Origin of the sequence: Streptomyces sp. NPDC087300 (assembly GCF_044744425.1) — a bacterium.
GTDB lineage: Bacteria > Actinomycetota > Actinomycetes > Streptomycetales > Streptomycetaceae > Streptomyces.
The window spans coordinates 988063-1011262 of sequence record NZ_JBIUYI010000002.1; the positions used below are offsets into that span (position 1 = coordinate 988063).

Consider the following 23200-nt stretch of genomic DNA (forward strand, 5'->3'; position numbering starts at 1 on the left):
GAAGCCATGTCCACTGCCAGACGCATGTCCATGAGCGCCTTACTGGTCGCGGCGCTCGGCACCGCCGCGTCACAGGCCGGCGCGGCCCAGGCCGCGCCGCACGCGCCGCGGGCCGAGCGCGTGAGCGTCGCCGCCGACGGGACCGAGGCCGACGGCGCTTCGGGCGCCGCTTCCGTGTCGGGCGACGGCCGCTTCGTCGCCTTCCGCAGCGACGCCGAGAATCTGATGGAGGGTCACCAGGGCCCGTACGACTACGGATTCGTGCGCGATCAGCGCACCGGCGAGGTCACCCGCCTGAAGAACTCCATGGGCGCTCCCGTCGTCAGCGACGACGGCCGCTACGCCGCGCACACCGGCTGGGGCACGCACGGCATCAACGTCTTCCTCACCGATCTGGGCACCGGGGAGCGCGCGCAGATCGACGGCAAGGGCTTCAAGGACAGCGCTGCCCACCCGTCCATCAGCGCGGACGGCCGGTACGTCGCCTACCAGTTGCAGCCGCGCCACCCCGGGGACCCCGCCCGCGTCGAGGTCTACGACCGTGAGAGCGACACCCGCGAGGTCGTCAGCGACGGGCCGCAGGACGCCGCCCGCGACATGGTCTCCCCGTCCCTCAGCGCCGACGGCCGCCGGGTCGCCTACGAGGACAAGGGCACCGGGCAGGTCTGGCTCCGCGACCGCGCCACGGGCGAGCTGACCCGCGTCGACGACGGCACCGCCTCCACCCTGGCGCAGGTCAACGGCCGCAGCGTCGCGATGAATTCGGCGGCGGGCGCGTACGTACGCGATCTGCGCACCGGCGAGGTCCGGCGCTTCCCGGGCCTGAACGCCCTGGCCGTCAGCCCGGACGGGCGGCGGCTGCTCTACGGGGACGCCCAGGCGAATCTGGTGGTCCGCGACCTGCGCAACGGCCACGAGGCGCGGGTCGGCCACGGCTCGGCGGGACCCGGCGCGTTCGCCGCGAAGGGCAGGGGCGTCGTCTACAGCTCGGAGGACACCGACGTCGTACCGGGCGACACCAACGGTCTGCGTGACGTCTTCAAGTGGACGGCGCGATGAGGGGGCGCGGCTCGACGGCCGTGCTGGCGGCCGCCGTCGCCGTGGCCCTCACCGGCGGGGCGGCCACCGCTCAGGCGAAGCCGCACGGGCCCCGCACCGAGCGCGTCAGCACCACGAGCGCGGGCGCCCAACTGGACGGCTACTCGCATCAAGGCGTGCTCAGCGACGACGGGCGCTATGCCGCCTTCTACTCCAAGGCCGTCGAGTTCCGCTGCCACCAGAACGTCTACACCTGCCTCCAGATGAAGGACCGCGTCACCGGCGAGGTGACCGCGGTGCCCGACGCGAGCGGGTTCTCCTGGGCGCCGCCGGTCCTCAGCGGCGACGGCCGCCGCGTCGGCTTCACGGCGGGCACCAAGGTCCCGGTGCCCGAGGTGTACGACCGGGCGACCGGCACCTCGCAACGGGTCCTGCCGGAGTCCGACGGGGAGGCGTGGACCGGCGAACTGTGGTCGGTCAGCCGCGACGGCGGCCAGGTCGCCTACGGCGCGGGCAGCCGGCCCCGGCCCACCCAGCGCCTGTACGTCCGTGACATGGCGACCGGCGTGAACGACCTGATCTCCGGCGAGGCGGAGGGCGACAAGGAGTTCGCGTCGCTGAGCGCCGACGGCACCGTCGTCGCCTACCAGCTCGCCAAGAGCGGCGACGACCCGTCCGACGTCCTGGTCAGGAACCGCACGACCGGCGAGACCGTCCATGCCGACAAGGGCCTGGGCAAGGGCACACTCGTCCAGCTCGGCGAGGACGGGCGCCAGGTGGTCTTCGTCGCCGACGGCGGCACCTACGTACGCGATCTGCGCACCGACAGGACCCGGCACCTCGCGGACACGCCCGCCGTCTCCGCGAGCCGCGACGGGCGGTACGCGGTCCTCACTGCGGCCGAGGGGAACTCCCTGACGCTGCTCGATCTGCGCACGGGCGCGCGCACGCCCGTGGGTCCCGGCGACGCCGTGCCGGGCGCCGTCACCGCCAAGGGCCGCGAGGTGGCGTTCACCTCCACGGCCACGGACCTGGTGGCGGACGACACCAACGGCGACTCCGACGTCTTCGTACGTCACACACGCTGAACCACCACGGGGGAACACGGATGAGCAGCAGCAAGAGAGCCGTCACAGGACTGTGCCTGGCCGCCGCGCTCGGCACGATGGGAGCGCTCCCGGCGCACGCGGAGCCCGACCCGGAGCCGCCCGCCACCGAGCGGATCAGCACCACGTACGAAGGCGCGCAGCTGGCCGAGCCGTCCTACGGCCCCGCGATGGGCGCGGGCCGCGTCACCGGCTTCACCGCCGAGGGGCCCGCGGGCCGGGTCGACACGGACGGCCTGCCCGACGTGTATCTGCACGACGGTTACGGCCCCGGCGGCTCCGAGGTCAGCAACGGCGCGGACGGGCCCTCCTACGACGCCGGGCCCTGCGCGAGCGGGCGGATGTTCGGCTTCGTCTCCGAGTCCACGACGCTCGGCACACCGCCGCGCCCCGACCACCGGCCGCTCGCCTACATCCGCAACCGCGCGGTCGGCAAGATCACCGGCCTGCGGGGCTACCAGGACGTGCCCTTCGCGTCGATGACCCAGCCCCGGGTCGACCCCACCTGCCAGTGGATCGCGTACACCGCGACGCTGGTGCCGACCGCCACCGACCCGGACCCGCGGCCGCGCGTCTACCGCTTCCGGTTCAACGGCGGCACCACCGACCTGGTCAGCGAGGCGTCCGGCGGTGCGGCGGGCCACCCGTCGATCAGCGCCGACGGCAGGTACGTCGCCTACGAGCAGGACGGCGACGTCCACGTACGCGATCTGGACACCGGCACGGTGGAGAAGGCGAGCGTGGCCCGCGACGGCGGCGCGGCCGACGGTGCCTCGTCGGCGCCCTCGCTCAGCGCCGACGGCCGCCGCGTCGCCTTCGAGTCCCGGGCGTCCGACCTCGCGCCCGGCGACGGGAACCGCGCGGCGAACGTCTTCGTGCGCGACCTCGACACCGGCACCACGACCCTGATCGAGGGCCCCCACCGGGGCGACGCCACCACCCAGGCGTCACTCGCCAAGGACGGCACGCACGTCGCCTATGTCGCGGCGCCCGCCAGGGGCAAGGGGCCCGCCCCCGCCGTCTATCTGCGCGAACTGGCCACCGGGAAGCCCCAGTTGATCAGCGTCGACCTCAAGGGCGGCCGCAACGACCGTGCGGCGGGCCACCCCTCGGTCAACGAGGACGGCACCGTCGTGGCCTACGACTCCGCGTCACCCGACCTCGTGCCGGGCGACACCAACGGCGTCTCCGACGTCTTCCTGCGCACCGTGCGATGAGCGCACGGACGACGTCACCGACGTCACCACCGCCACACCGATCACCGCACACCACGGGGGACCTGACCATGTACAGCACCCAGCGCAACCGACTCGCCCTGGCCGTCGCCGCCGGCGTCGCCGCGGCCACCGTCACCGCCCTGCCCGCCGCCGTCGCCGCGCCCGCCGCGGCGAGGGTGCCCCGCACCGAGGGCGTCAGCGTCACCGCCGCGGGCGCGGCGGGCAACGACCGCTCCGCGCAGGAATCGATCAGCGGGAACGGGCGCTACGCGGCGTTCGTGTCCGGCGCCGGCGATCTGGTGGCCGGGGACACCAACGGCGTGAGCGACCTCTTCGTACGCGACCTGAACGGCGGGACGACGGAGCGGATCGCCGTGGAGGGAAGGGAGTTGAGCAGCCCTTCGCTGAGCGCCGACGGGCGCTACGTCGCGTTCGTCGCCTCGACCGTCGAGGGCTGGCCGACCCTCCGTGACGTACGGCTCTACGACCGCAGGACCAAGAAGACCGAGCGCCTCGACGTCGAGCTGCCCGACGGGTTCCCCGGCGACAGCGCGGGCACCGTGTCCCTGAGCGCCAACGGGCGCTACGCCGTCTTCAGCACGGACGGGCCCCGCTTCGACGGCACCGCGGTCTTCCTGCGCGACCGGCGGACCGGCACCACCGAGCGGATCAGCCACCCCTACACGGGCGGCGACGGCGAGCGCGACGCGCACTCGCCGACCGTCAGCGACGACGGCCGCTACGTCGTCTACGCCAACTCCTTCGTCAACGGGCCGCGCGGCGACGACTGGAGCGACCTGTGGCTGCGCGACCGGCGCACCGGGCGGCTGACGCAGGTCGACCGCTCCTACGACGGGGCGAAGACCGAGAAGGAGTCCCTGGCCGCGTCCATCAGCGGCGACGGCCGCACCGTCGTCTTCGAGTCCCGCGACACCCATCTGGTGCCCGGCGACGACGACTCCGCCTGGAACGTCTTCGTCCACGACGTCGCCACCGGCGCGAACCGGCGCGTCCACGGCACCCAGGGCGGCCCCGGCGAGGTCTACACCCGCTCGCCCGCGATCAGCGCCGACGGCCGCTACCTCACCTACATGTCCGAACTGACCGAGCCCGGCAGCGAGTACGGCAAGGAGTGGCCCACCTACCTCCGCGACCTGAAGAAGGGCACCACCACGCTGATCTCCCCGGACACCACCGGGGGCGCCGCCACCGCGAACGTCCTGCCCGGCGGCATCTCCCGCGACGGCCGCCGCGTCGCCTTCGAGTCCTCGGACGCCTCGCTGCTGCCCGGTGACACCAACGACGGGTACGACGTCTTCGTGCGCCACCTGCGCTGAGCGGCACGATGCGGGCGGCGTGTCCACGCGCCGCCCGCATCGTGAGACACGGGCCCCACGGACGGCGAAAGCGTGGCAAGCTGCCTCCGTGCTCTCGTTCGCCATGATTATTGGCAGCAGGCGCGCCGGTCCGCAGTGACCGTCTCGTACGACCAAGTACGGGCGGACACCGTCGTCCTCGACCCGCGCGCAGACCTCTCGCACCCGCGAGGGGTTTTTTCGTTTCCCGGCCCAACCGCAGCCGGACGCGGAGCGCGCGAGATCATCGGGGGCGGTGGAGCCGGTCCTTCCGGTAGACCGAGATCCGACACAGGAGCCAGACAGCATGACGGAAACCAGCACACCCGACGATTCCTTCCATGTCTTCGACACGACGCTGCGCGACGGCGCCCAGCGCGAAGGCATCAACCTCACCGTCGCGGACAAGCTGACCATCGCCCGGCATCTGGACGACTTCGGCGTGGGCTTCATCGAAGGCGGCTGGCCCGGCGCCAACCCGCGCGACACCGAGTTCTTCGCGCGGGCCAAGGAAGAGATCGACTTCCGGCACGCCCAGCTCGTCGCCTTCGGCGCCACCCGCCGCGCGAACGCCAAGGCCGCCGACGACCCGCAGGTCAACGCCCTCCTCGCGTCCGGCGCCCCGGTCATCACCCTCGTCGCCAAGTCCCACGACCGGCACGTCGAACTGGCCCTGCGCACCACCCTGGAGGAGAACCTGGAGATGGTCCGCGACACCGTCTCCTACCTGGTCGCCCAGGGCCGCCGCGTCTTCGTCGACTGCGAGCACTTCTTCGACGGCTACCGCGCCAACCCCGAGTACGCGAAGGCCGTCGTGCGTGCCGCCTCCGACGCGGGCGCCGACGTCGTCGTCCTGTGCGACACCAACGGCGGCATGCTGCCCGCGCAGATCCAGGCCGTCGTGGCCACCGTCGTCGCCGACACCGGCGCCCGGCTCGGCATCCACGCCCAGGACGACACCGGCTGCGCCGTCGCCAACACGCTGGCCGCCGTCGACGCGGGCGCCACCCACGTGCAGTGCACCGCCAACGGCTACGGCGAGCGGGTCGGCAACGCCAACCTCTTCCCCGTCGTCGCCGCCCTTGAGCTCAAGTACGGCAAGCAGGTCCTGCCCGACGGCGCGCTGCGCGAGATGACCCGCGTCTCGCACGCCGTCGCCGAGGTCGTGAACCTGACCCCGTCCACGCACCAGCCCTACGTCGGCGTCTCCGCCTTCGCCCACAAGGCCGGACTGCACGCCTCCGCGATCAAGGTCGACCCCGACCTCTACCAGCACATCGACCCCGACCTGGTCGGCAACCGCATCCGCATGCTCGTCTCCGACATGGCGGGCCGCGCCTCCATCGAGCTCAAGGGCAAGGAGCTCGGCGTCGACCTCGGCGACGACCGCGAGCTGGTCGGCCGCGTGGTCGAGCGGGTCAAGGAGCGCGAGCTCCAGGGCTACACCTACGAGGCAGCCGACGCATCCTTCGAACTCCTGCTCCGGGAGGAGGCCGAGGGCAGGGCCCGCCGCTACTTCCGCGTCGAGTCCTGGCGGGCCATCGTCGAGGACCGTCCCGACGGCACGCACGCCAACGAGGCCACCGTGAAGCTGTGGGCCAAGGGCGAGCGCATCGTCGCCACCGCCGAGGGCAACGGCCCGGTCCACGCACTCGACAGCGCCCTGCGCGTCGGCCTCGAACGCATCTACCCCCAGCTCGCCAAGCTGGAGCTCGTCGACTACAAGGTCCGCATCCTGGAGGGCAAGCACGGCACGTCCTCCACCACGCGCGTGCTGATCTCCACCTCGGACGGCGTCGGCGAGTGGTCGACCGTCGGCGTCGCGGAGAACGTCATCGCCGCCTCGTGGGGCGCACTGGAGGACGCGTACACCTTCGGGCTGCTGCGGGCCGGAGTCGAACCGGTGGAGTAGCCCTCCCGGGTACGTCGTCGCGGGCCCGGCTGGGTTACGTTCGAAGCATGAGGAATCGGACGAAGCGGATCACCATCGTTCTGACGGGGCTGTTGCTCGCCCTGGGCGCCGTGGCGTTCACGGCACCCGGGGCCACCGCCGCGTCCAGTACCTCGGTGGTGGCCGACGCCTGGAAGAAGAGTCCGGTCTACGTCGACCCACAGGCCTCGGACCAGCTGTCAGGCGCGCAGGCCGACGCCCTCGCCGAGAAGATCAAGAAGGCGGACAAGCCGGTCTTCGTCGCGGTCCTGCCGAAGAACTTCCCGCAGCCCGACCTCTTCAAGAAGCTGCGTACCGAGACCGGCGTGACCGGCCTCTACGCGGTGCGCCTCGGCGACGCCTTCGGCGCGCGGGCCGACCGCTCCGTCCTGACGCGGAACGCCGTGGGGAACCTCTCCTCCCTGGTCCAGGGCGAGGACACGCACACGCAGCTCAACCGCTTCGTCGACCAGGCGATCGTGCAGGCCAAGGGGAAGGCCCCGGAGTCCTGGGGCGGCGGCTCGGACGACGGGGTGCCGGTGGGCGCCCTGATCGGCGTCGGCGCGGTCGTGGTGGCGGGCGGCGCGGGCGCGTACGCCGTGGTCAGGCGCAACCGGCGGCGCCGCGAGGAGGAGCAGCGCGAGGCGCTGCGCAAGCTGGCCGTCGTGGTCGACGAGGACATCACCGCGTTCGGCGAGGAGCTCGACCGGCTCGACTTCCACCCGGCGGAGGCCGGCGCCGACGACGCGATGCGCGCCGACTACGAACGGGCCCTGGACGCCTACGAGAAGGCGAAGTCCTTCATGGCGGCCGCGACGCGCCCCGAAGAGGTACGGGCGGTCACCCAGGCCCTGGAGGACGGCCGATTCTCGCTCGCGCTGCTCGCCGCCCGCAGGGAGGGCAAGGAACTGCCCGAGCGGCGCGCCCCCTGCTTCTTCGACCCGCGGCACGGCCCCTCCGTCCAGGACGCCCGCTGGGCACCGGCGGACGGCGCCGAGCGCGAGGTCCCGGTCTGCGCGGCCGACGCGGCCCGCCTGGCCGACGGCCAGGACCCGATGGTCCGCACGGTCACGGACGAGTCCGGCGGACAGCGCCCCTACTGGGAGGCGGGCCCGGCCTACGGCCCGTGGGCAGGCGGCTACTTCGGCGGCGGCATCCTGCCCGGCCTCCTGGTAGGCACGATGCTCGGCGGCATGATGGCAAGCCCGGCCTACGCATCCGACTACGGCTCGGGCTACGGCGACTTCGGCGGCGGCTACGACGGCGGCGACATCTCAGGCGCGGACTTCGACCCGGGCGACTTCGGCGGAGGCGGTGACTTCGGGGGCGGAGGCGACTTCGGGGGAGGCGGGGACTTCGGCGGGGGGTTCTGAGGGGGCGCCTAGGGGGGCCGCCCTAAGGGGCGCCGAGGTGTGAGCACCTGAGGGGAGCGCGCCCGAGGGCGAGCGCCTGAGGGGTGAGCGCCCAAGGGGTAGCGCGCCCGAAGGGCGCCGCTAAGGGGCGCGGGGAACTGCGCGCCCAGCCCCCACGAACCCGCAGATCCCAACGCCCCAGCCGACCACACCCCAGCGGGCCGCAGGCCAGCCGCCGACCACACCCCAGCGGGCCGCAGGCAAGCCGCCGACCACACCCCAGCGGGCCGCAGGCCAGCCGATCTCAGGCCAGCCGATCGCAGACCAGCAGATCGCAGCCCAGCCGGCCGCAGGCCACCCGCCACCCGCCACCCACAGCCCAGCCACCCGCAGGGCCACTCACTCCCCGGCCTTGACGTCCTTGATCGCCGAGATGTCGAAGTTCAGCTTGATCTTGTCGGAGACGAGCACGCCGCCGGTCTCCAGCGCGGCGTTCCAGGTCAGGCCCCACGCGGAGCGCAGGATCTCCGCCTTGCCCTCGAAGCCGACGCGCTCGTTGCCGAACGGGTCCTTGGCCAGGCCGTTGAACTCCAGGTCGATGGTGAGCGGCTTGGTGGTGCCGAGGATCGTCAGGTCACCGGTGATCCGGTAGTCGTCGCCGCCGAGGGACTCCGCCGACGTGGAGCGGAAGGTCATCTCCGGGAACTCGTCGGTCTTGAAGAAGTCCGCGCTCTTCAGGTGCCCGTCGCGGTCCGCGTTGCCGGTGTCGATGCTCTCCATCGTGACGTCGATGGAGGCCGTCGAGCGCGCCGGGTCCGTGCCGTCGAGCTGCAGCGTGCCGGAGGCGTCGCGGAAGGAGCCCTTGACGTTGGTGACCATGGCGTGCCGGGCGACGAAGCCGATCGTGGTGTGCGCGGGGTCGATCGTGTAGGTGCCGGTCAGCGCGGCGAGGTCCTGGCCTGCCGGGGCGTCCGCGGTCGGCGCGGTGGTGGCGTCGGCGTCGTTCTTGCGGCTGAAGATACCCATGACGTGCTCCTTGGGGACGGGCTCCGATGTGGAGCATCTGTTGAATGTTCAACGAGATTGAATGTAGCGCGATTCAGTTCAATGTTCAACCTATATCGGAAAGTGTACTGCCGATCACGCAGCGCGACCGTCGACGCGCGCCGACGCCCTTGGACTTCCGCCCCGCGGTTGTTGGACTGCCGGGCCCCGCGGGCTCCGGTCCCGTTGACCGGGCCGTGGCCACGCCGATACCCAGTGTCCCCATGTCCCGAAGATTCCGCGCGGCGTGCACGCTCGCCGCCGCCTCCTGTGCCGTGTTCGCCCTCGCGGGCCCCGCCCCACGGGCCGCCGCCGACCCCGCCGCCCCCGAAGGCGCGGGGTCCGTCATCGGCTCCGACCGGCTCGCCGTCGCCGTGGCGGACGACTTCCCCCGCGTCCTGTCGTACACGGACCGCGCGAGCGGCGCCCGCCTCCTGGGCAGTACGCGCCCGGTCACCGACGTCACCCTCAACGGCAAGGCGTACCGGGTCGAGGTCGAAGGCGCCCCCGACCTCTCCGCCCGCAGGGCCGCGTACACCCTGGTCTTCCCGGCCCTGCCGGGCGTCGAGATCGACGCCGAACTGTCCGTCGCGGGCCGCGCCACCACGTTCAAGGTGACGGCCGTCCGCGACACCGCCGCCTTCCGCGTCGGCACCCTCGACATCCCCGGCCACGACCTGGTCTCCGTGGGCAGCGCGGACGGCGGCGCCGAGACCGCCTTCACCACGCTCGACCCGGACGCCACCAGGACCGCCGACAGGTTCGCGAAGGTCACCGTGGGAACTCCCGCCGACGCGGCGCCGGTCGGGGCGACCTACGCGATCGTCAACACGGACGCCCTCGCGGCCGCCGTCGAGTCCAACTCGACGTACGACAAGCCGAGCGGCGCCACCGGGCAGGACGGCGCCCGCTTCTGGCACCGCGCCACCAAGGGCGACGACGGCTCGACCCGCGTCGGCGTCTGGTCGGGGCAGTGGGTGTACCGCGGCGACGGCGCCGCCGCGCCCGCCCGCGGCAAGGACCTGCCCTGGGCGAAGGTCGTCGTCACGCCGGACGCCAACGGAGACCGCGCGGTCGACTGGCAGGACGGCGCCGTCGCCTTCCGCGACACCATCGCCGTCCGCCCCAAGGGCGGCGAAGGCACCCCGGACCGGGTCATCACCCACATCCCCTTCAACTTCGCCAGCCAGGCCCAGCACCCGTTCCTGCGCACCCTCGACGACGTCAAGAGGATCTCGCTCGCCACGGACGGCCTCGGCCAGCAGGCGCTCCTCAAGGGGTACGCGTCCGAGGGCCACGACTCCGCGCACCCCGACTACGGCGGCAACATCAATAAGCGCGCGGGCGGCCTGAAGGACCTCAACCGGCTGCTGAAGGACGGCAAGAAGTGGGGCGCCACCTTCGGCGTCCACATCAACGCCACCGAGGCGTACCCGGAGGCGAACGCCTTCGACGAGAAGCTGGTCGACAAGTCCAAGCCCGGCTGGAACTGGCTCAACCAGAGCTACTACATCGACCAGCGCCGCGACATCAACAGCGGCGACCTGGCACGCAGGCTGAAGCGGCTCAGACAGGAGACGGACGCCAACCTCTCCTTCGCCTACATCGACGTCTACTACACCCACGGGTGGATCGCCGAGCAGACCGCGAAGGCCGTGCAGGCGCAGGGCTGGAACCTCGCCACCGAATGGGCCGACAAGTTCGAGCGCGACTCGCTCTGGTCGCACTGGGCCAACGACCTCGACTACGGGCCCAAGACGAACAAGGGCCTCAACTCGAAGATCATCCGCTTCGTCCGCAACGGCGAGAAGGACATCTGGAACGCCGACCCCGTGCTCGGCCAGAGCGCCGTCGACGAGTTCGAGGGCTGGACCGGCGAGAACGACTGGAACGCCTTCTACGCCAACATCTGGGAGCGCGACCTGCCCGCCAAGTTCCTCCAGCACCAGGACATCACCCGCTGGGACGGCGACGACGTCACGCTCACCGGCGGCCTGCGCGGCACCGTCGAGGACGGCAGGCGCACGTTCTACGACCACGGCCGCAAGGTCCTCAGCGGTGACACCTATCTGCTGCCCTGGGCCAGGAAGGGCGGCGGCCAGAAGCTCTACCACTACAACAAGGCGGGCGGTACGACGAGTTGGCAGGTGCCCGGCTCCTCGTACACCGTCTACAAGCTGACCGACAACGGGCGCGTGAAGAGCGGCACGGTGCGGGCCCGGGGCGGCCAGGTCACCCTGAAGGCGGCGGCCGGGCAGCCCTACGTGCTCTACCCGAAGGCGTCCGGCGACGCGAAGAGAGCCGGATCTCCCGCCGACCCGAAGTGGGGCGCGGGCACCCCGGTCGCCGACCCGGGCTTCCACGACGCGGACCTGCGCGCCTGGGACACGGCGGGTTCCGTACGCCGTGACACCGACGGAAAGGGCCGCCACAGCGCCGAACTGAGCGGCCCCGGCGCCGCGTCGGTCGCCCAGCGGATCACCGGACTGACCCCCGGCGAGCGCTACACCGCGTCGGCCTGGGTGGAGGTCGAGCCCGGCGAGGAGCGGCGCACGACGCTGGCGATCGCCGGGCGCGGCCACACGGTCGAGCGTTCGGCCCTGGAGAACACCGACGCCGGAAGCCAGTGGCACGGGACCTTCCTGCAACGCGTGAAGGTCGCCTTCACCGCGCCAGTCGACGGCCGGACCACCCTCAAGGTGGCCGCGGACGCGGGCGCGGCGAAGGTGCGGATCGCGGACGTGCGGATCGTCGGCGGCGCACCGGCGGCCGCGGGCGGCCGGGGGAGCGTCGTCCAGGAGGACTTCGAGGCCGTCGACCAGGGCTGGGGCCCCTTCACCAAGGGCGCGGGCGGTGGCGTCACCGACCCCCGTACGCACATCGCGCTGCGGCACGCCCCCTACACGCAGGCGGGCTGGAACGGGAAGGCCACCGACGACGTACTCACGGGCGCGCACTCGCTCAAGACGCACGAGGGCAACCACGGCCTGGTCTACCGCACCACCCCGGCCACCGTCCCACTCGTCAACGGCCATGCCTACAAGGTCAGTTACTCCTACCAGTCGAGTCACGCCGACTCCTTCGACTGGGTGACAGGGTACGACCGCCTCGCGGCGGACGGCAGGCCCGATGCGGTCGAGTCCCGTGCCACGGCGATCCCTCGGCAGCGCACCACGGCCCGCTTCGAGCAGACCGTGACGGCGGGCTGCGGGGACACCTGGGTGGGGCTGCGGATGCGGGACGGCGCGGACGAGAAGGCGGACTTCTCGCTGGACGACTTCGCGGTCACCGACCTGGGCCCGGCGAAGGAGCGTCCCGCCTGCGCCACGCTCGACGTGGAGAGCGCCGGGGAGGCGCTGGAGCCCGGCGAGAAGAACGAGGTCACGGCCGTCTTCACCAACTACGAGAAGACCCGGGCGACGGATGTCGAGGTGTCCCTGGAGCTGCCCGACGGCTGGCGGTCCGAGCCCGCCGGCCCCGTCGCCCTCGACCCCGTGGCGCCCGGCGCGAAGGCCACCGCGACCTGGCGGGTGACGCCCCCGGCGGACGCCGACTACCGCTCGTACACGCTGAGTTCGAAGGCGACGTACGTCACGGACGACGGCGCGGCGGAGCTGGCGGCGGACACCGTCGTGCGCACCCTGCCGCCCCCGCCCGCCGCCGACGCGTACGCGTCCGACCTCGACTGGACGGCCATGGACAACGGCTGGGGCCCCGCCGAGAAGGACATGTCGAACGGTGAGACCGGCGCGGGCGACGGCAAGCCGCTGACGGTCAACGGCACGGTCTACGCGAAGGGCCTTGGCACCGCGTCACCGGGGCGGATCCGCTACTACCTCGGCGGGAAGTGCACCTCCTTCACCGCGTGGGTCGGCCAGGACGACTCGCAGGGGACGCGGGGGAGCGTGCAGTTCTCCGTGACGGCCGACGGGACCCAGAAGGTGAAGTCGCCGGTCCTCGGGGCCGCCGACGACGCGTGGTCGCTGACGGCCGACGTGTCCGGCGCGAAGTACGTCGAACTGCTCACCGGGGACGGCGGCGACGGCCCTGGCAACGACCACGCGGACTGGGGGAACGCCACGTTCCACTGCGGCGGCTGACGCCACGCGGCGGTGGCACCGGCCCTCTCCGGGGCGTGGCGCCACCGTCGCGGCACGGTGGAGCCATGTGGCACCAGATTGGTGCCACATTTTTCCGTACCGGGCCTGACCTGCATGTATGAACGATCCCAGGACCCCTGGGGTCACGTCTGGCCCCTTGGAGGCTTGCGATGGCGCCATCGTGATGCCACTATGGCGTCATGAACCTCACGCAGTACGTCGATCAGCTCAGGCAAGAGCTCGCGGTGGCCGCCGAAGCGGGCGGCGACGAAGCCCGCGCCCTCGCCGAGCGCCTCACCGCACCGCTGGAGTCGGCGGCCAGGCTCACCCTCCTCAACGCGCTCTCCGCGGCCGCCGAGGAGATCACCGGCGAGCTCGTGCCGGGCTCGGTCGACCTGCGACTGCGCGGCCTCGACCCCGAGTTCGTGGTCACCTTGCCGCCCTCGGCGGAGCCCTTCGACGCCCAGGCCGAGTACGAGGCGCTCATGTCGCCGCCCCCGGCCCCCGCCCCGCCGCCCGCACCCGAGGCCGGGGACGACGGCGGCACCGCGCGCATCAACCTCCGGCTGCCGGCCCACGTCAAGGCCCGCGTCGAGGAGGCCGCGAACCGCGACGGGCTCTCGGTCAACGCCTGGCTGGTCCGCGCCGTCTCCGGCGCCCTCGACCAGCCCGACGGCGGCCGGGCGGCACGGGCCGCGGGGCGCCGCGAGACCCAGGGCTTCGGGGGCGGGTTCACCGGCTGGGTGCGGTAAGTCCGCCCGCCAGCAAGCGAGTTCACGCCCCCGGCACACGAGTTCACCGCCGCCGGTGCACGCAAGCACCGCCGTCGGAGCACGACTTCACTTCTCACCGAGCCAACAGGACGGGACAGCCATGCCTACTTTCGACAGCCCCAAGCCCATCTCCGCCACCGTCGAGTTCTACGTCGGGACCCTGCGGGTCGTGGCGGAGGACCGCGCCGACACGGTCGTCGACGTCCGTCCCACCGACGCCTCCAGCGACCTGGACGTCAAGGCCGCGGGCCGTGTCCGCGTCGAGTTCGCCAACGGAAAGCTGCTGGTCAAGGGCCCCAAGGAGCACTCGCTCTTCAGCCGCAAGAGCCCCTCGGTCGACGTCGAGATCATGCTGCCCGCGGGCTCGGAGCTGCGCGGCGCGACGGCCATGGCGGGCCTCGTCGCCCACGGACGGCTCGGCGACTGCGCCTACCGGACCGGCGCGGGCGACATCCAGGTCGAGCAGGCGGGCGAGCTGGACCTGAACACCGGCTACGGCGAGGTGTCCGTGGGCAGCGCGGCGGGCCCCGCGGAGGTCACCACGTCCTCCGGCGAGGTGCGCCTCGGCGAGATCGCGGGGACCGTACGGATCAAGAACTCCAACGGCCCGATCCGGGTCGGCGAGGCCACCGGCGACCTCACGGTGAAGTCCTCCAACGGTGCCGTCTCCGTCGACCACGCGGGCGCCGACGTCAGCGTGAAGACCGCCAACGGCCCCATCACCGTGGGGGAGTTGGTGCGCGGCTCGACCGTCCTGGAGAGCGCCGTGGGCCGGATCGAGATCGGCGTGCGGCAGGGCACGGCGACCTGGCTCGACGTGCGGACCAAGGCGGGCACCGTGCGCCAGTCCCTGGAGGAGTCGGGGACGCCGGGCGAGCCCGGTGACGCGCTCAAGGTGCGGGCCCGGACCTCGATGGGCGACATCGTGATCCACCGCGCCTGACGGCGCCGCCCGGCGCGGGCCGCTCCGAGCTCAGCCTCCGACCGGCCCCGCTTCCCCGCTTCCCCTCTTCCCTCCCTCTCTTTCGTTCCACCCTCCCTCCTCTGCTGCCTCCCAGGCAGCCGCCCGGGATCAGTTTCGAACTGGTGTCCGGTACCGAGGCTGCCCCCACCCGAAAAGGAACGGACATGGCAACGCCCAACTCCGCGCAGCCGGTGGCCATCACCGCCACCGGACTGCGCAAGTCCTTCGGCGAGAAGACCGTCCTCGACGGCATCGATCTGCACATCCCCAAGGGCACGATCTTCTCCCTGCTCGGTCCCAACGGCGCGGGCAAGACCACCGCCGTGCAGATCCTGTCGACGCTCATCAGCGCCGACGCCGGTGAGGTGACGATCGCGGGCCACGACCTGAAGCGCGAACCCGACGCGGTGCGTGCCGCGATCGGCGTCACCGGCCAGTTCTCCGCCGTCGACAACCTCCTGACCGGCGAGGAGAACCTGATGCTCATGGCCGACCTGTACGGCTTCGGGCGCCGCAGGAGCCGGGAGATCGCCGCCGACCTCGTCGAACGGTTCGACCTCGTCGAGGCGGCGAGGAAGCCCGCCTCGACGTACTCGGGCGGCATGCGGCGCCGCCTCGACATCGCGATGACCCTCGTCGGCGGCCCCAGCATCATCTTCCTCGACGAGCCGACCACCGGACTCGACCCGCGCAGCAGGCACGGCATGTGGCAGATCGTCCGCGAGCTCGTCGCCGACGGCGTCACCATCTTCCTGACCACGCAGTACCTGGAAGAGGCCGATCAGCTCGCCGACCGCATCGCCGTCCTGAGCGGCGGCAGGCTGGCCGCCCAGGGCACCCCCGCCGAACTCAAGCGACTCGTCCCCGGCGGCCACGTCCAGCTGCGCTTCGCCGACCTCGGCGGCCTGGAGAAGGCCGAGCGGCTGCTCGGCACCGGCGCCCGCGACGACGAGGCCATGACCCTGCAGATCCCCGGCGACGGCAGCCTGAGGTCCGTCAGGACGGTGCTCGACGCGGTCGACGCCGCCGGGATCGAGGTCGAGGGACTCGGCATCGACACCCCCGACCTGGACGACGTGTTCTTCGCCGTGACCGGCCGCCCCGACCACCAGGAAGTGACGACCCGATGAGTACGCTCACCAGCACCCCGGCCCTCCCGCACGCCGCCCTCGGCCCCGCGCCCACCTCCGCGCTGCGGAACTCGATGACGATGCTGCGCCGCAACCTGATGCACGCGCGGCGCTACCCGGCGATGACGATCAGCCTGGTGAGCATGCCCATCGCCATGCTGCTGCTCTTCAACTACGTCTTCGGCGGCACGATGTCGGCGGGCATCGGCGACGCGTCGTCCGGCGAGTACATCGACTACCTGGTCCCCGGCATCCTCCTGATGGCCGTCGGCTCGGGCGTCCTGCCCACCACCGTCGGCGTCTGCACCGACATGACCGAGGGCATCGTGGCCCGCTTCCGCACGATGCCGATCAGCGGGTCATCGGTCCTGACCGGACGGGCCGTCGGCGCCGTCATCCAGACACTGATCAGCATCGTCCTGCTCGTCGGCGTCGCCTTCCTGGTGGGCTTCCGGTCCGGCGCCGAACCCCTTGAATGGGTCGCGGCCGCCGGGCTCCTCGCCCTGATGTGCTTCGCCCTCACCTGGCTCGCGGTCGCGCTCGGCCAGCTGGTCAAGGCCCCGGAGGCGGCGAGCAGCGTCGCGCTGCCCTTCTCCTTCCTGCTGCCGTTCCTCAGCAGCGCGTTCGTGCCGCTCGACTCGATGCCGGACTGGCTGCGCCACTTCGCCGAGTGGCAGCCCTACACCGCCTTCATCGAGACCCTGCGCGGGCTGCTCCTGGGCAGCGAGATCGGCAAGTTCGGCCCGCTGGCGGTGGGTTGGGGCGTGGTCATCGTCCTGGTCGGGTTCGTGTGGTCGCGCTCGCTGTTCCGCCGCGACGCGACGCGATAGCTCTGCGCTTGGGCGGGGTGGTTCCGTTCGGATTGGGTCGGTTCGGGGTGGTTCGGGTGTCGGGGGGCTGCGGGTCCGTCGTGGCTGGGCGCGCAGCTCCCCGCGCCCCTTACGGCGCCGGGACCAATCTCTGTCAGAGGTATAGACAGCGCTTTCTTTTGGTTGATAGATCCCTGTCGCATGATGCCGACACGACGTACATTTCTTGCCGCAACCGCTTTCGTCAGTGCAGGAGCCGGAGCCATGCTGAACCTTCCTTCCCCGGCGTACGCCGCCGCGGGGGACGACGAGTTCGAGGCCCTGCGCAAGCGCTGGCTGGAGATATCCCTCGGCACCGGCTACGACCCCACCGCCGAGCCGTACGCCGCCCGCCTGAAGGAGACCGGCGAACTCGCCCGCGGCTTCCGGGCGTCGATGGCGCCCGCCGCCGACTCCCTCTGGCCCACCGCCCCGTTCGACCCGCCGGCCGGCATCACCCTCAGCTACAGCAGGCTGTGGACGATGACCCAGGCGTATCTGTACGAGGGCACCGGATCGACCGGGGACGCCGGACTGCTCGCCGACATCCTGCGCGGCGTCGACCACGTCGGCACCACCGTCTACCACGCGGCCACCACCCGCTACGGCAACTGGTGGGAGTGGCAGATCGGCAGCCCCCGCCTCCTGATGGACCTCGTCGCCGCGCTCCACGACGAGCTCTCCCCGGCGCAGCGCGAGGCCGCCTTCGCCGCCGTCGACCACTTCGTCCCCGACTCCGCGATCGGCGACTACACCGGCACGTCGACCGGCGCCAACCGCGTCGACCTGTGCCGCTCCGTCGCCCTGCGCGGCATCCTCGGCCGCGACGCCGCCAAGGTCGCCCTCGCCCGCGACGCGCTCTCGCCGGTCTTCCCCTACGTCACCAAGGGCGACGGCCTCTACGCGGACGGCTCGTTCCTCCAGCACACCTGGATCGCCTACTCGGGAACGTACGGCCAGGTCATGCTCGACGGGCTCGGGCGGCTCTTCGCCCTGCTCGCCGGGTCGACGTGGGAGGTGAAGGACCCCAAGAAGCAGATCATCCTGGACAGCGTGGAGCACGCCTACGCGCCGCTGATCCTGGACGGCCTCGCGATGGACAGCGTCAACGGCCGTGCCGTCAGCCGCGGTTACCTCAAGGGCGACGACCGGAAGATCATGCGCAGCGACCACTTCCACGGGCAGGGCCTGATCGCCGCCATGGCCATGCTCGCGGGCGGCGCGAGCGCCGAGGAGCGCACCCGCTGGCACGCGCGGATCAAGGGCTGGATCGAGCGGGACACCGTCACCCCGATCCTCGCCGCCCGCCAGCTCGGCGTCGCCGACCTCGCGCGGCTGCACGCGGTGGCCGACTCCGCCGTGCGGGCCGCGCCCGAGCCGGTCGGGCACCGGCTCTTCGCCGCCATGGACCGGGCCGTGCACCGCCGCCCCGGCTTCGCCGCGAACCTCTCGATGGCATCGGAACGCATCTCGTACTACGAGTGCGGCAACGGCGAGAACCCGCGCGGCTGGCACACGGGCGCGGGGATGCTCTCCTGGTGGCCCGCGGGAAAGCCGTCCGACCAGTTCACCGACTGGTTCTGGCCGACCGTCGACCCCTACCGACTGCCCGGCACGACCGTCTCCACCAAGCGGCTCGCCGACAAGGCGGGCGGCGAGTGGGGCGCGGCCAGGCCCGCCGTGAGCTGGGTCGGCGGCGCCACGGACGGCGAGTTCGCGGCGGTCGGCCAGCACGTGAAGGGCCTCGGCGCGACCCTGGAGGCCCGCAAGTCCTGGTTCTGCGTCGCCGACGCCGTGATCTGTCTCGGCGCGGGGATCACCGCGAGCGACGGCGTGCCCGTCGAGACGGTCGTCGACAACCGCAATCTCGGTGAGGCGGGCACCGCGGCCCTCACCCTCGACGAGCGCACGGCCCCGCGCTGGGCCCACCTCGAAGGGCACGGCGGCTGGGTCTTCCCCGGCGGCGCCACCGCCCTGAAGACCCTCCGCGAGGACCGCACGGGGGCCTGGTCCGACATCAACACCACCAGCTCCACGGAGCGCCGCACCCGCCGCTGGCAGACGCTCTGGCTCGACCACGGCACCGACCCCACGGACGCCGCGTACGCCTATGTGCTCATGCCGGGGGCCTCGCGCAGGGCCGTCGCGGCCAGGGCGGGCGACCGGCGCTGGTTGTCGGTCCTCACCAATTCGGCCACGGTCCAGGCCATCTCCGTCGACTCGCTGGGCCTGACCGCGGCCAACTTCTGGCAGGCGGGCAGGGCCGGGCAGCTCGCGGTCTCACGGCCCGCGAGCGTGCTGGTCCGCCGCAAGGGGAGAAGCGCTACGGTTCATGTGAGCGAGCCCCCGCGCACCGGAGAACCCCTCGAATTCACCTGGAACCGGCCCGGAGTCCGGGTCGTGCGCAAGGATCCCTCGGTCGAGGTGCTCGGCACCGGCGGGGCGCTGCGACTGCGGATCACGCCGGGCACGGCGTGCGCGAGCCACCGATGTGAGCTGTCTCTCAGTTGACCGGCCTCGCCGGAAGGATTGCTTCCGGGGCCGTTTTTGTGGAATCCCCACAGCGGGCGGAGGGCTGAACAGTCACTTCTTCAGTAACCCCGCCCTCTTCTGTTCGGGGCCGCCAGGAAAACGGCCCGGAGACTGTACGGAGTCGACGGTCCGTTTCCGTAGGGGCGCTCCGTAAGGTCGCTACATGACCGTTTTGGACGAGACCGCTTCCGCCGGTGATTCGGCGGGCGAGCCCACCGACGCGCGTGGCCGCGTGGCCGAGCTGCACGAGATCCGTGCCCAGGCGCTGCGCGGGCCCAGCGAGAAGGCGACCGAGGCGCAGCACGCCAAGGGCAAGCTGACCGCACGCGAGCGGATCGAGCTGCTTCTCGACCCGGACTCGTTCAACGAGGTCGAGCAGCTGCGCAGGCACCGCGCCACGGGCTTCGGCCTGGAGGCGAAGAAGCCGTACACCGACGGTGTCATCACCGGCTGGGGCACGGTGGAGGGCCGCACGGTCTTCGTCTACGCCCACGACTTCCGGATCTTCGGCGGCGCCCTGGGCGAGGCCCACGCCACCAAGATCCACAAGATCATGGACATGGCCATCGCGGCCGGTGCCCCGCTGGTCTCCCTGAACGACGGCGCGGGCGCCCGCATCCAGGAGGGCGTCTCCGCCCTCGCCGGGTACGGCGGCATCTTCCAGCGCAACACCAAGGCGTCCGGCGTCATCCCGCAGATCTCGGTGATGCTCGGTCCGTGCGCGGGCGGCGCGGCCTACTCGCCGGCCCTGACCGACTTCGTGTTCATGGTCCGCGACACCTCGCAGATGTTCATCACGGGACCCGACGTGGTCCGCGCGGTGACCGGCGAGGAGATCTCCCAGAACGGCCTGGGCGGCGCGGACGTGCACGCCGAGACCTCGGGCGTCTGCCACTTCGCGTACGACGACGAAGAGACCTGCCTGGCCGAGGTCCGCTACCTGATCTCGATGCTCCCCTCGAACAACCGGGAGAACCCGCCGGCCCACGAGTCGGAGGACCCGGCCGAGCGCCGCTCGGACGTTCTGCTCGACCTGGTCCCCGCGGACGGCAACCGTCCGTACGACATGACCAAGGTCATCGAGGAGCTCGTCGACGACGGCGACTACCTGGAGGTCCACGAGCGCTGGGCGCGCAACATCATCTGCGCCCTGGCCCGCCTGGACGGCAAGGTCGTCGGCATCGTCGCCAACCAGCCGCAGTCCCTCGCGGGCGTCCTGGACATCGAGGCCTCCGAGAAGGCGGCCCGCTTCGTCCAGATGTGCGACGCCTTCAACATCCCGATCGTCACCCTCCTCGACGTCCCCGGCTTCCTGCCCGGCGTCGACCAGGAGCACGGCGGCATCATCCGGCACGGCGCCAAGCTGCTCTACGCGTACTGCAACGCCACCGTCCCGCGGATCTCGCTGATCCTGCGCAAGGCGTACGGCGGCGCGTACATCGTGATGGACAGCCAGTCCATCGGCGCGGACCTCACCTACGCCTGGCCGACCAACGAGATCGCGGTCATGGGCGCCGAGGGCGCCGCGAACGTCATCTTCCGGCGCCAGATCGCCGCCGCCGAGGACCCCGAGGCCATGCGCGCCCGCATGGTCAAGGAGTACAAGGCCGAGCTGATGCACCCGTACTACGCGGCGGAGCGCGGCCTCGTCGACGACGTCATCGACCCCGCCGAGACCCGCGAGGTCCTCGTCAAGTCCCTCGCGATGCTCCGCAACAAGCACGCCGACCTGCCCTCGCGCAAGCACGGCAACCCTCCGCAGTAACCCTGCGCCGCAGTAGCCCACAAGGAGAACGCTGCACATGACTACCGCCGACATCCGCGTCGAGAAGGGCCACGCCGACCCCGAAGAGGTCGCGGCCATCACCGCCGTCCTGCTGGCCCGCGCCGCCGCCCGGCCCACCGCCCCCGCGGCCCGCCGAGGCCACGACAGGGCCGGCTGGCGCCGCCTGGAGCGCACCCCGGGCTTCCGGGCACCGCACAGCTGGCAGGGCTGACACCCAGGTCGTACATCGGGCCCCGTCCTCCTTTGGGAGGGCGGGGCCCGCGTGCGTTTCCAGGGCGCATCGAAAAGGCGGGGCCGGTTCACCACGGACGTGGTGAACCGGCCCCGCCTTCGGTCGAGTGCGGCGCGAGCCCTACCGCAGCCGGGCCATCAGCGCGTGCTCGACCAGCGTGATCAGTGCGCTCTTCGCGTCGGCGCGGTGCCGGGCGTCGGTCGTGATGATCGGGGTGTCCGGTCCGATCTGGAGCGCCTCGCGCACCTCGTCGGGGGTGTAGGGCTGGTGGCCGTCGAAGCCGTTGAGGGCGATGACGAAAGGGAGTCCGGAGTTCTCGAAGTAGTCGACGGCGGGGAAGCAGTCGGCGAGCCGCCTCGTGTCGACCAGGACGACCGCGCCGATGGCGCCACGGACCAAGTCGTCCCACATGAACCAGAAGCGGTCCTGCCCCGGCGTACCGAAGAGGTACAGGATCAGGTCCTGGTCCAGGGTGATGCGACCGAAGTCCATGGCCACCGTCGTGGTGGTCTTGTCTCCGGTGTGGGTGAGGTCGTCGATGCCCGCGGACGCGGACGTCATGACGGCCTCGGTGCGCAGCGGGTTGATCTCAGAGACCGCCCCGACGAACGTGGTCTTGCCCACGCCGAAGCCGCCCGCCACCACGATTTTCGCGCTGGTGGTGGAGCGGGCTGTTGCTCCGCCGCTAGAGCTTGCGAAGTCCACTGAGCACCCTTTCGAGCAGTGTCACGTCTGGCTGGCCGCCGGCGGAATCGTCTCCGCCGGGCTGATGGATGGCGACGAGTCCGGCCTCCGCCAGGTCGGCTACGAGGATCCGGGCGACGCCGAGGGGGATGGAGAGCAGTGCCGAGATCTCAGCCACTGACTTGATCTCGTGGCACAGGTTGCAGATCCGCTGATGCTCGGGCAACTGGCCCTGGAGCTGGTGCGGTTGTGCGGTGGTGTGCACCAGTGCCTCGATGGCGAGCTGGTAGCGGGGCCTGGTGCGGCCGCCCGTCATGGCGTACGGGCGCACCAGGGGGTTGTTCACCGACCCCGCGGGCGCCGGTTCGGGGGCGCGCCGCTGGGGCTGGACCGGCTGGATTCGGCCAGGCCCCTGGTCGTACGGGCGCGGCCCCGGCTGCTGGGGCTGCTGCTGGGGCGGTGCGTAGGGCTGGCGGCGGTGGCTCGGCGCGGAGGGGAAGTTGTACCGGTTCGGGCCGCCGTCGTGCTGGCCGCCCTGGCCGTGACCGGGGGACCAGTGGGCCGAAGACGAACCGTCTGGGGGTGTTGCCACGTTGCTTCCTCCTCCAACTGTGCCGGGCACCATCACTGTGGAGCCGCGTCCCGAAACCTTACGGCCACGAGGCGCGAAAACGCACCGTCTGTCTGTTAGTTGAGAAGGCTCCCCTGGAGCTCCGCGCGCAGGTCCGGCGTGAGCACCGTGCCCGCACGATCGACAAGAAGTGCCATTTCGTACCCAACGAGACCGATGTCCGCATCCGGGTGGGCGAGCACGGCGAGGGAGGAGCCGTCGGAGATGGACATGATGAAGAGAAATCCTCGCTCCATCTCCACAACGGTCTGGGTCACGGAGCCGCCCTCGAAGATCCGGGAGGCCCCGGCGGTCAGCGAGGTCAGACCCGAGGCGACCGCCGCGAGCTGGTCGGCCCGGTCGCGCGGGAACCCTTCGGACATCGCCAGAAGGAGGCCGTCGGCGGAGACCACGACCGTGTGGGACACCCCGGGGGTGTTGTCCACGAAGTTGGTGATCAACCAGTTCAGATTCTGTGCCGCCTGGCTCATCGGGCTCA

18 protein-coding genes are annotated in these 23200 nt (G+C 71.8%); 14 read left to right on the forward strand and 4 right to left on the reverse strand.

The window, feature by feature from the left end; genetic code table 11:
- Positions 1–30 precede the first annotated feature (30 nt).
- From ACIO9J_RS09980 to ACIO9J_RS10005, 6 genes are all read left to right on the forward strand, one after another.
- The gene (locus tag ACIO9J_RS09980) at positions 31–1059 is read left to right on the forward strand and encodes a TolB family protein (protein ID WP_401995331.1); all 1029 of its coding nucleotides are present in this window, start codon (positions 31–33) and stop codon (positions 1057–1059) included.
- Complete coding sequence (locus ACIO9J_RS09985; protein WP_401995334.1) at positions 1044–2126, forward strand: TolB family protein; 1083 nt, start codon at positions 1044–1046, stop codon at positions 2124–2126. Before ACIO9J_RS09980 ends, ACIO9J_RS09985 begins: the two co-directional genes overlap by 16 nt.
- Before the next feature lie 20 nt (positions 2127–2146).
- Positions 2147–3361, forward strand: a complete 1215-nt coding sequence (locus ACIO9J_RS09990) for a TolB family protein (protein WP_401995337.1) — start codon at positions 2147–2149, stop codon at positions 3359–3361.
- A 68-nt stretch (positions 3362–3429) separates the two neighbouring features.
- Entirely contained in the window at positions 3430–4698 is a 1269-nt protein-coding gene (locus tag ACIO9J_RS09995; protein WP_401995340.1) for a TolB family protein, read from the forward strand.
- 325 nt (positions 4699–5023) lie between these two features.
- Complete coding sequence (gene cimA / locus ACIO9J_RS10000; protein WP_401995343.1) at positions 5024–6628, forward strand: citramalate synthase; 1605 nt, start codon at positions 5024–5026, stop codon at positions 6626–6628.
- 47 nt (positions 6629–6675) lie between these two features.
- Positions 6676–8019 carry a hypothetical protein gene (locus ACIO9J_RS10005; protein WP_401995346.1) on the forward strand — a complete coding sequence of 448 codons (1344 nt, stop codon included), beginning with the start codon at positions 6676–6678 and terminating at the stop codon, positions 8017–8019.
- A gap of 378 nt (positions 8020–8397) precedes the next feature.
- On the opposite strand, the gene ACIO9J_RS10010 is transcribed toward ACIO9J_RS10005, so the two are convergent.
- A complete protein-coding gene (locus ACIO9J_RS10010) occupies positions 8398–9024 on the reverse strand; it encodes a YceI family protein (RefSeq protein WP_401995348.1) in 627 nt (208 codons plus the stop codon).
- Between the two features lie 242 nt (positions 9025–9266).
- Between ACIO9J_RS10010 and ACIO9J_RS10015 the strand changes: the two genes are divergently transcribed.
- The 8 genes from ACIO9J_RS10015 to ACIO9J_RS10050 all read left to right on the forward strand — a co-directional run bounded on the left by ACIO9J_RS10015 (position 9267) and on the right by ACIO9J_RS10050 (position 21386).
- A complete protein-coding gene (locus ACIO9J_RS10015; protein ID WP_401995351.1) occupies positions 9267–13142 on the forward strand; it encodes an endo-alpha-N-acetylgalactosaminidase family protein in 3876 nt (1291 codons plus the stop codon).
- A 200-nt stretch (positions 13143–13342) separates the two neighbouring features.
- A complete protein-coding gene (locus ACIO9J_RS10020) occupies positions 13343–13894 on the forward strand; it encodes a hypothetical protein (protein WP_401995354.1) in 552 nt (183 codons plus the stop codon).
- 121 nt (positions 13895–14015) lie between these two features.
- A complete protein-coding gene (locus ACIO9J_RS10025) occupies positions 14016–14858 on the forward strand; it encodes a DUF4097 family beta strand repeat-containing protein (protein WP_401995357.1) in 843 nt (280 codons plus the stop codon).
- A gap of 185 nt (positions 14859–15043) precedes the next feature.
- Positions 15044–16009 carry an ATP-binding cassette domain-containing protein gene (locus tag ACIO9J_RS10030; RefSeq protein ID WP_401995359.1) on the forward strand — a complete coding sequence of 322 codons (966 nt, stop codon included), beginning with the start codon at positions 15044–15046 and terminating at the stop codon, positions 16007–16009.
- Positions 16006–16839, forward strand: a complete 834-nt coding sequence (locus tag ACIO9J_RS10035) for an ABC transporter permease (RefSeq protein WP_401995362.1) — start codon at positions 16006–16008, stop codon at positions 16837–16839. The genes ACIO9J_RS10030 and ACIO9J_RS10035 overlap by 4 nt, the downstream gene beginning before the upstream one ends.
- A 180-nt stretch (positions 16840–17019) precedes the next feature.
- Entirely contained in the window at positions 17020–19368 is a 2349-nt protein-coding gene (locus ACIO9J_RS10040; RefSeq protein ID WP_401995365.1) for a polysaccharide lyase 8 family protein, read from the forward strand.
- Between the two features lie 184 nt (positions 19369–19552).
- Positions 19553–21154, forward strand: a complete 1602-nt coding sequence (locus tag ACIO9J_RS10045; RefSeq protein WP_401995368.1) for an acyl-CoA carboxylase subunit beta — start codon at positions 19553–19555, stop codon at positions 21152–21154.
- Positions 21155–21191: 37 nt separating this feature from the next.
- Positions 21192–21386, forward strand: a complete 195-nt coding sequence (locus ACIO9J_RS10050; RefSeq protein WP_401995371.1) for an acyl-CoA carboxylase subunit epsilon — start codon at positions 21192–21194, stop codon at positions 21384–21386.
- Between the two features lie 141 nt (positions 21387–21527).
- Here the strand turns inward: ACIO9J_RS10050 and ACIO9J_RS10055 are convergent, their stop codons facing one another.
- The 3 genes from ACIO9J_RS10055 to ACIO9J_RS10065 form a co-directional block, all read right to left on the reverse strand.
- Positions 21528–22112 carry an ATP/GTP-binding protein gene (locus ACIO9J_RS10055; RefSeq protein ID WP_030361923.1) on the reverse strand — a complete coding sequence of 195 codons (585 nt, stop codon included), beginning with the start codon at positions 22110–22112 and terminating at the stop codon, positions 21528–21530.
- Positions 22093–22683, reverse strand: a complete 591-nt coding sequence (locus tag ACIO9J_RS10060; RefSeq protein ID WP_401995374.1) for a DUF742 domain-containing protein — start codon at positions 22681–22683, stop codon at positions 22093–22095. The genes ACIO9J_RS10055 and ACIO9J_RS10060 overlap by 20 nt, the downstream gene beginning before the upstream one ends.
- A 95-nt stretch (positions 22684–22778) precedes the next feature.
- Complete coding sequence (locus ACIO9J_RS10065) at positions 22779–23192, reverse strand: roadblock/LC7 domain-containing protein (RefSeq protein WP_055564496.1); 414 nt, start codon at positions 23190–23192, stop codon at positions 22779–22781.
- Positions 23193–23200: the final 8 nt, after the last annotated feature.

Coding starts and splice junctions, on each gene's coding strand:
- ACIO9J_RS09980 (WP_401995331.1), top strand. CDS start 31: ATGAGCGCCTTACTGGTCGCGGCGCTCGGCACCGCCGCGTCACAGGCC.
- ACIO9J_RS09990 (WP_401995337.1), top strand. CDS start 2,147: ATGAGCAGCAGCAAGAGAGCCGTCACAGGACTGTGCCTGGCCGCCGCG.
- ACIO9J_RS09995 (WP_401995340.1), top strand. CDS start 3,430: ATGTACAGCACCCAGCGCAACCGACTCGCCCTGGCCGTCGCCGCCGGC.
- cimA (WP_401995343.1), top strand. CDS start 5,024: ATGACGGAAACCAGCACACCCGACGATTCCTTCCATGTCTTCGACACG.
- ACIO9J_RS10005 (WP_401995346.1), top strand. CDS start 6,676: ATGAGGAATCGGACGAAGCGGATCACCATCGTTCTGACGGGGCTGTTG.
- ACIO9J_RS10010 (WP_401995348.1), bottom strand. CDS start 9,024: ATGGGTATCTTCAGCCGCAAGAACGACGCCGACGCCACCACCGCGCCG.
- ACIO9J_RS10015 (WP_401995351.1), top strand. CDS start 9,267: ATGTCCCGAAGATTCCGCGCGGCGTGCACGCTCGCCGCCGCCTCCTGT.
- ACIO9J_RS10020 (WP_401995354.1), top strand. CDS start 13,343: ATGAACCTCACGCAGTACGTCGATCAGCTCAGGCAAGAGCTCGCGGTG.
- ACIO9J_RS10025 (WP_401995357.1), top strand. CDS start 14,016: ATGCCTACTTTCGACAGCCCCAAGCCCATCTCCGCCACCGTCGAGTTC.
- ACIO9J_RS10030 (WP_401995359.1), top strand. CDS start 15,044: ATGGCAACGCCCAACTCCGCGCAGCCGGTGGCCATCACCGCCACCGGA.
- ACIO9J_RS10035 (WP_401995362.1), top strand. CDS start 16,006: ATGAGTACGCTCACCAGCACCCCGGCCCTCCCGCACGCCGCCCTCGGC.
- ACIO9J_RS10040 (WP_401995365.1), top strand. CDS start 17,020: ATGATGCCGACACGACGTACATTTCTTGCCGCAACCGCTTTCGTCAGT.
- ACIO9J_RS10045 (WP_401995368.1), top strand. CDS start 19,553: ATGACCGTTTTGGACGAGACCGCTTCCGCCGGTGATTCGGCGGGCGAG.
- ACIO9J_RS10050 (WP_401995371.1), top strand. CDS start 21,192: ATGACTACCGCCGACATCCGCGTCGAGAAGGGCCACGCCGACCCCGAA.
- ACIO9J_RS10065 (WP_055564496.1), bottom strand. CDS start 23,192: ATGAGCCAGGCGGCACAGAATCTGAACTGGTTGATCACCAACTTCGTG.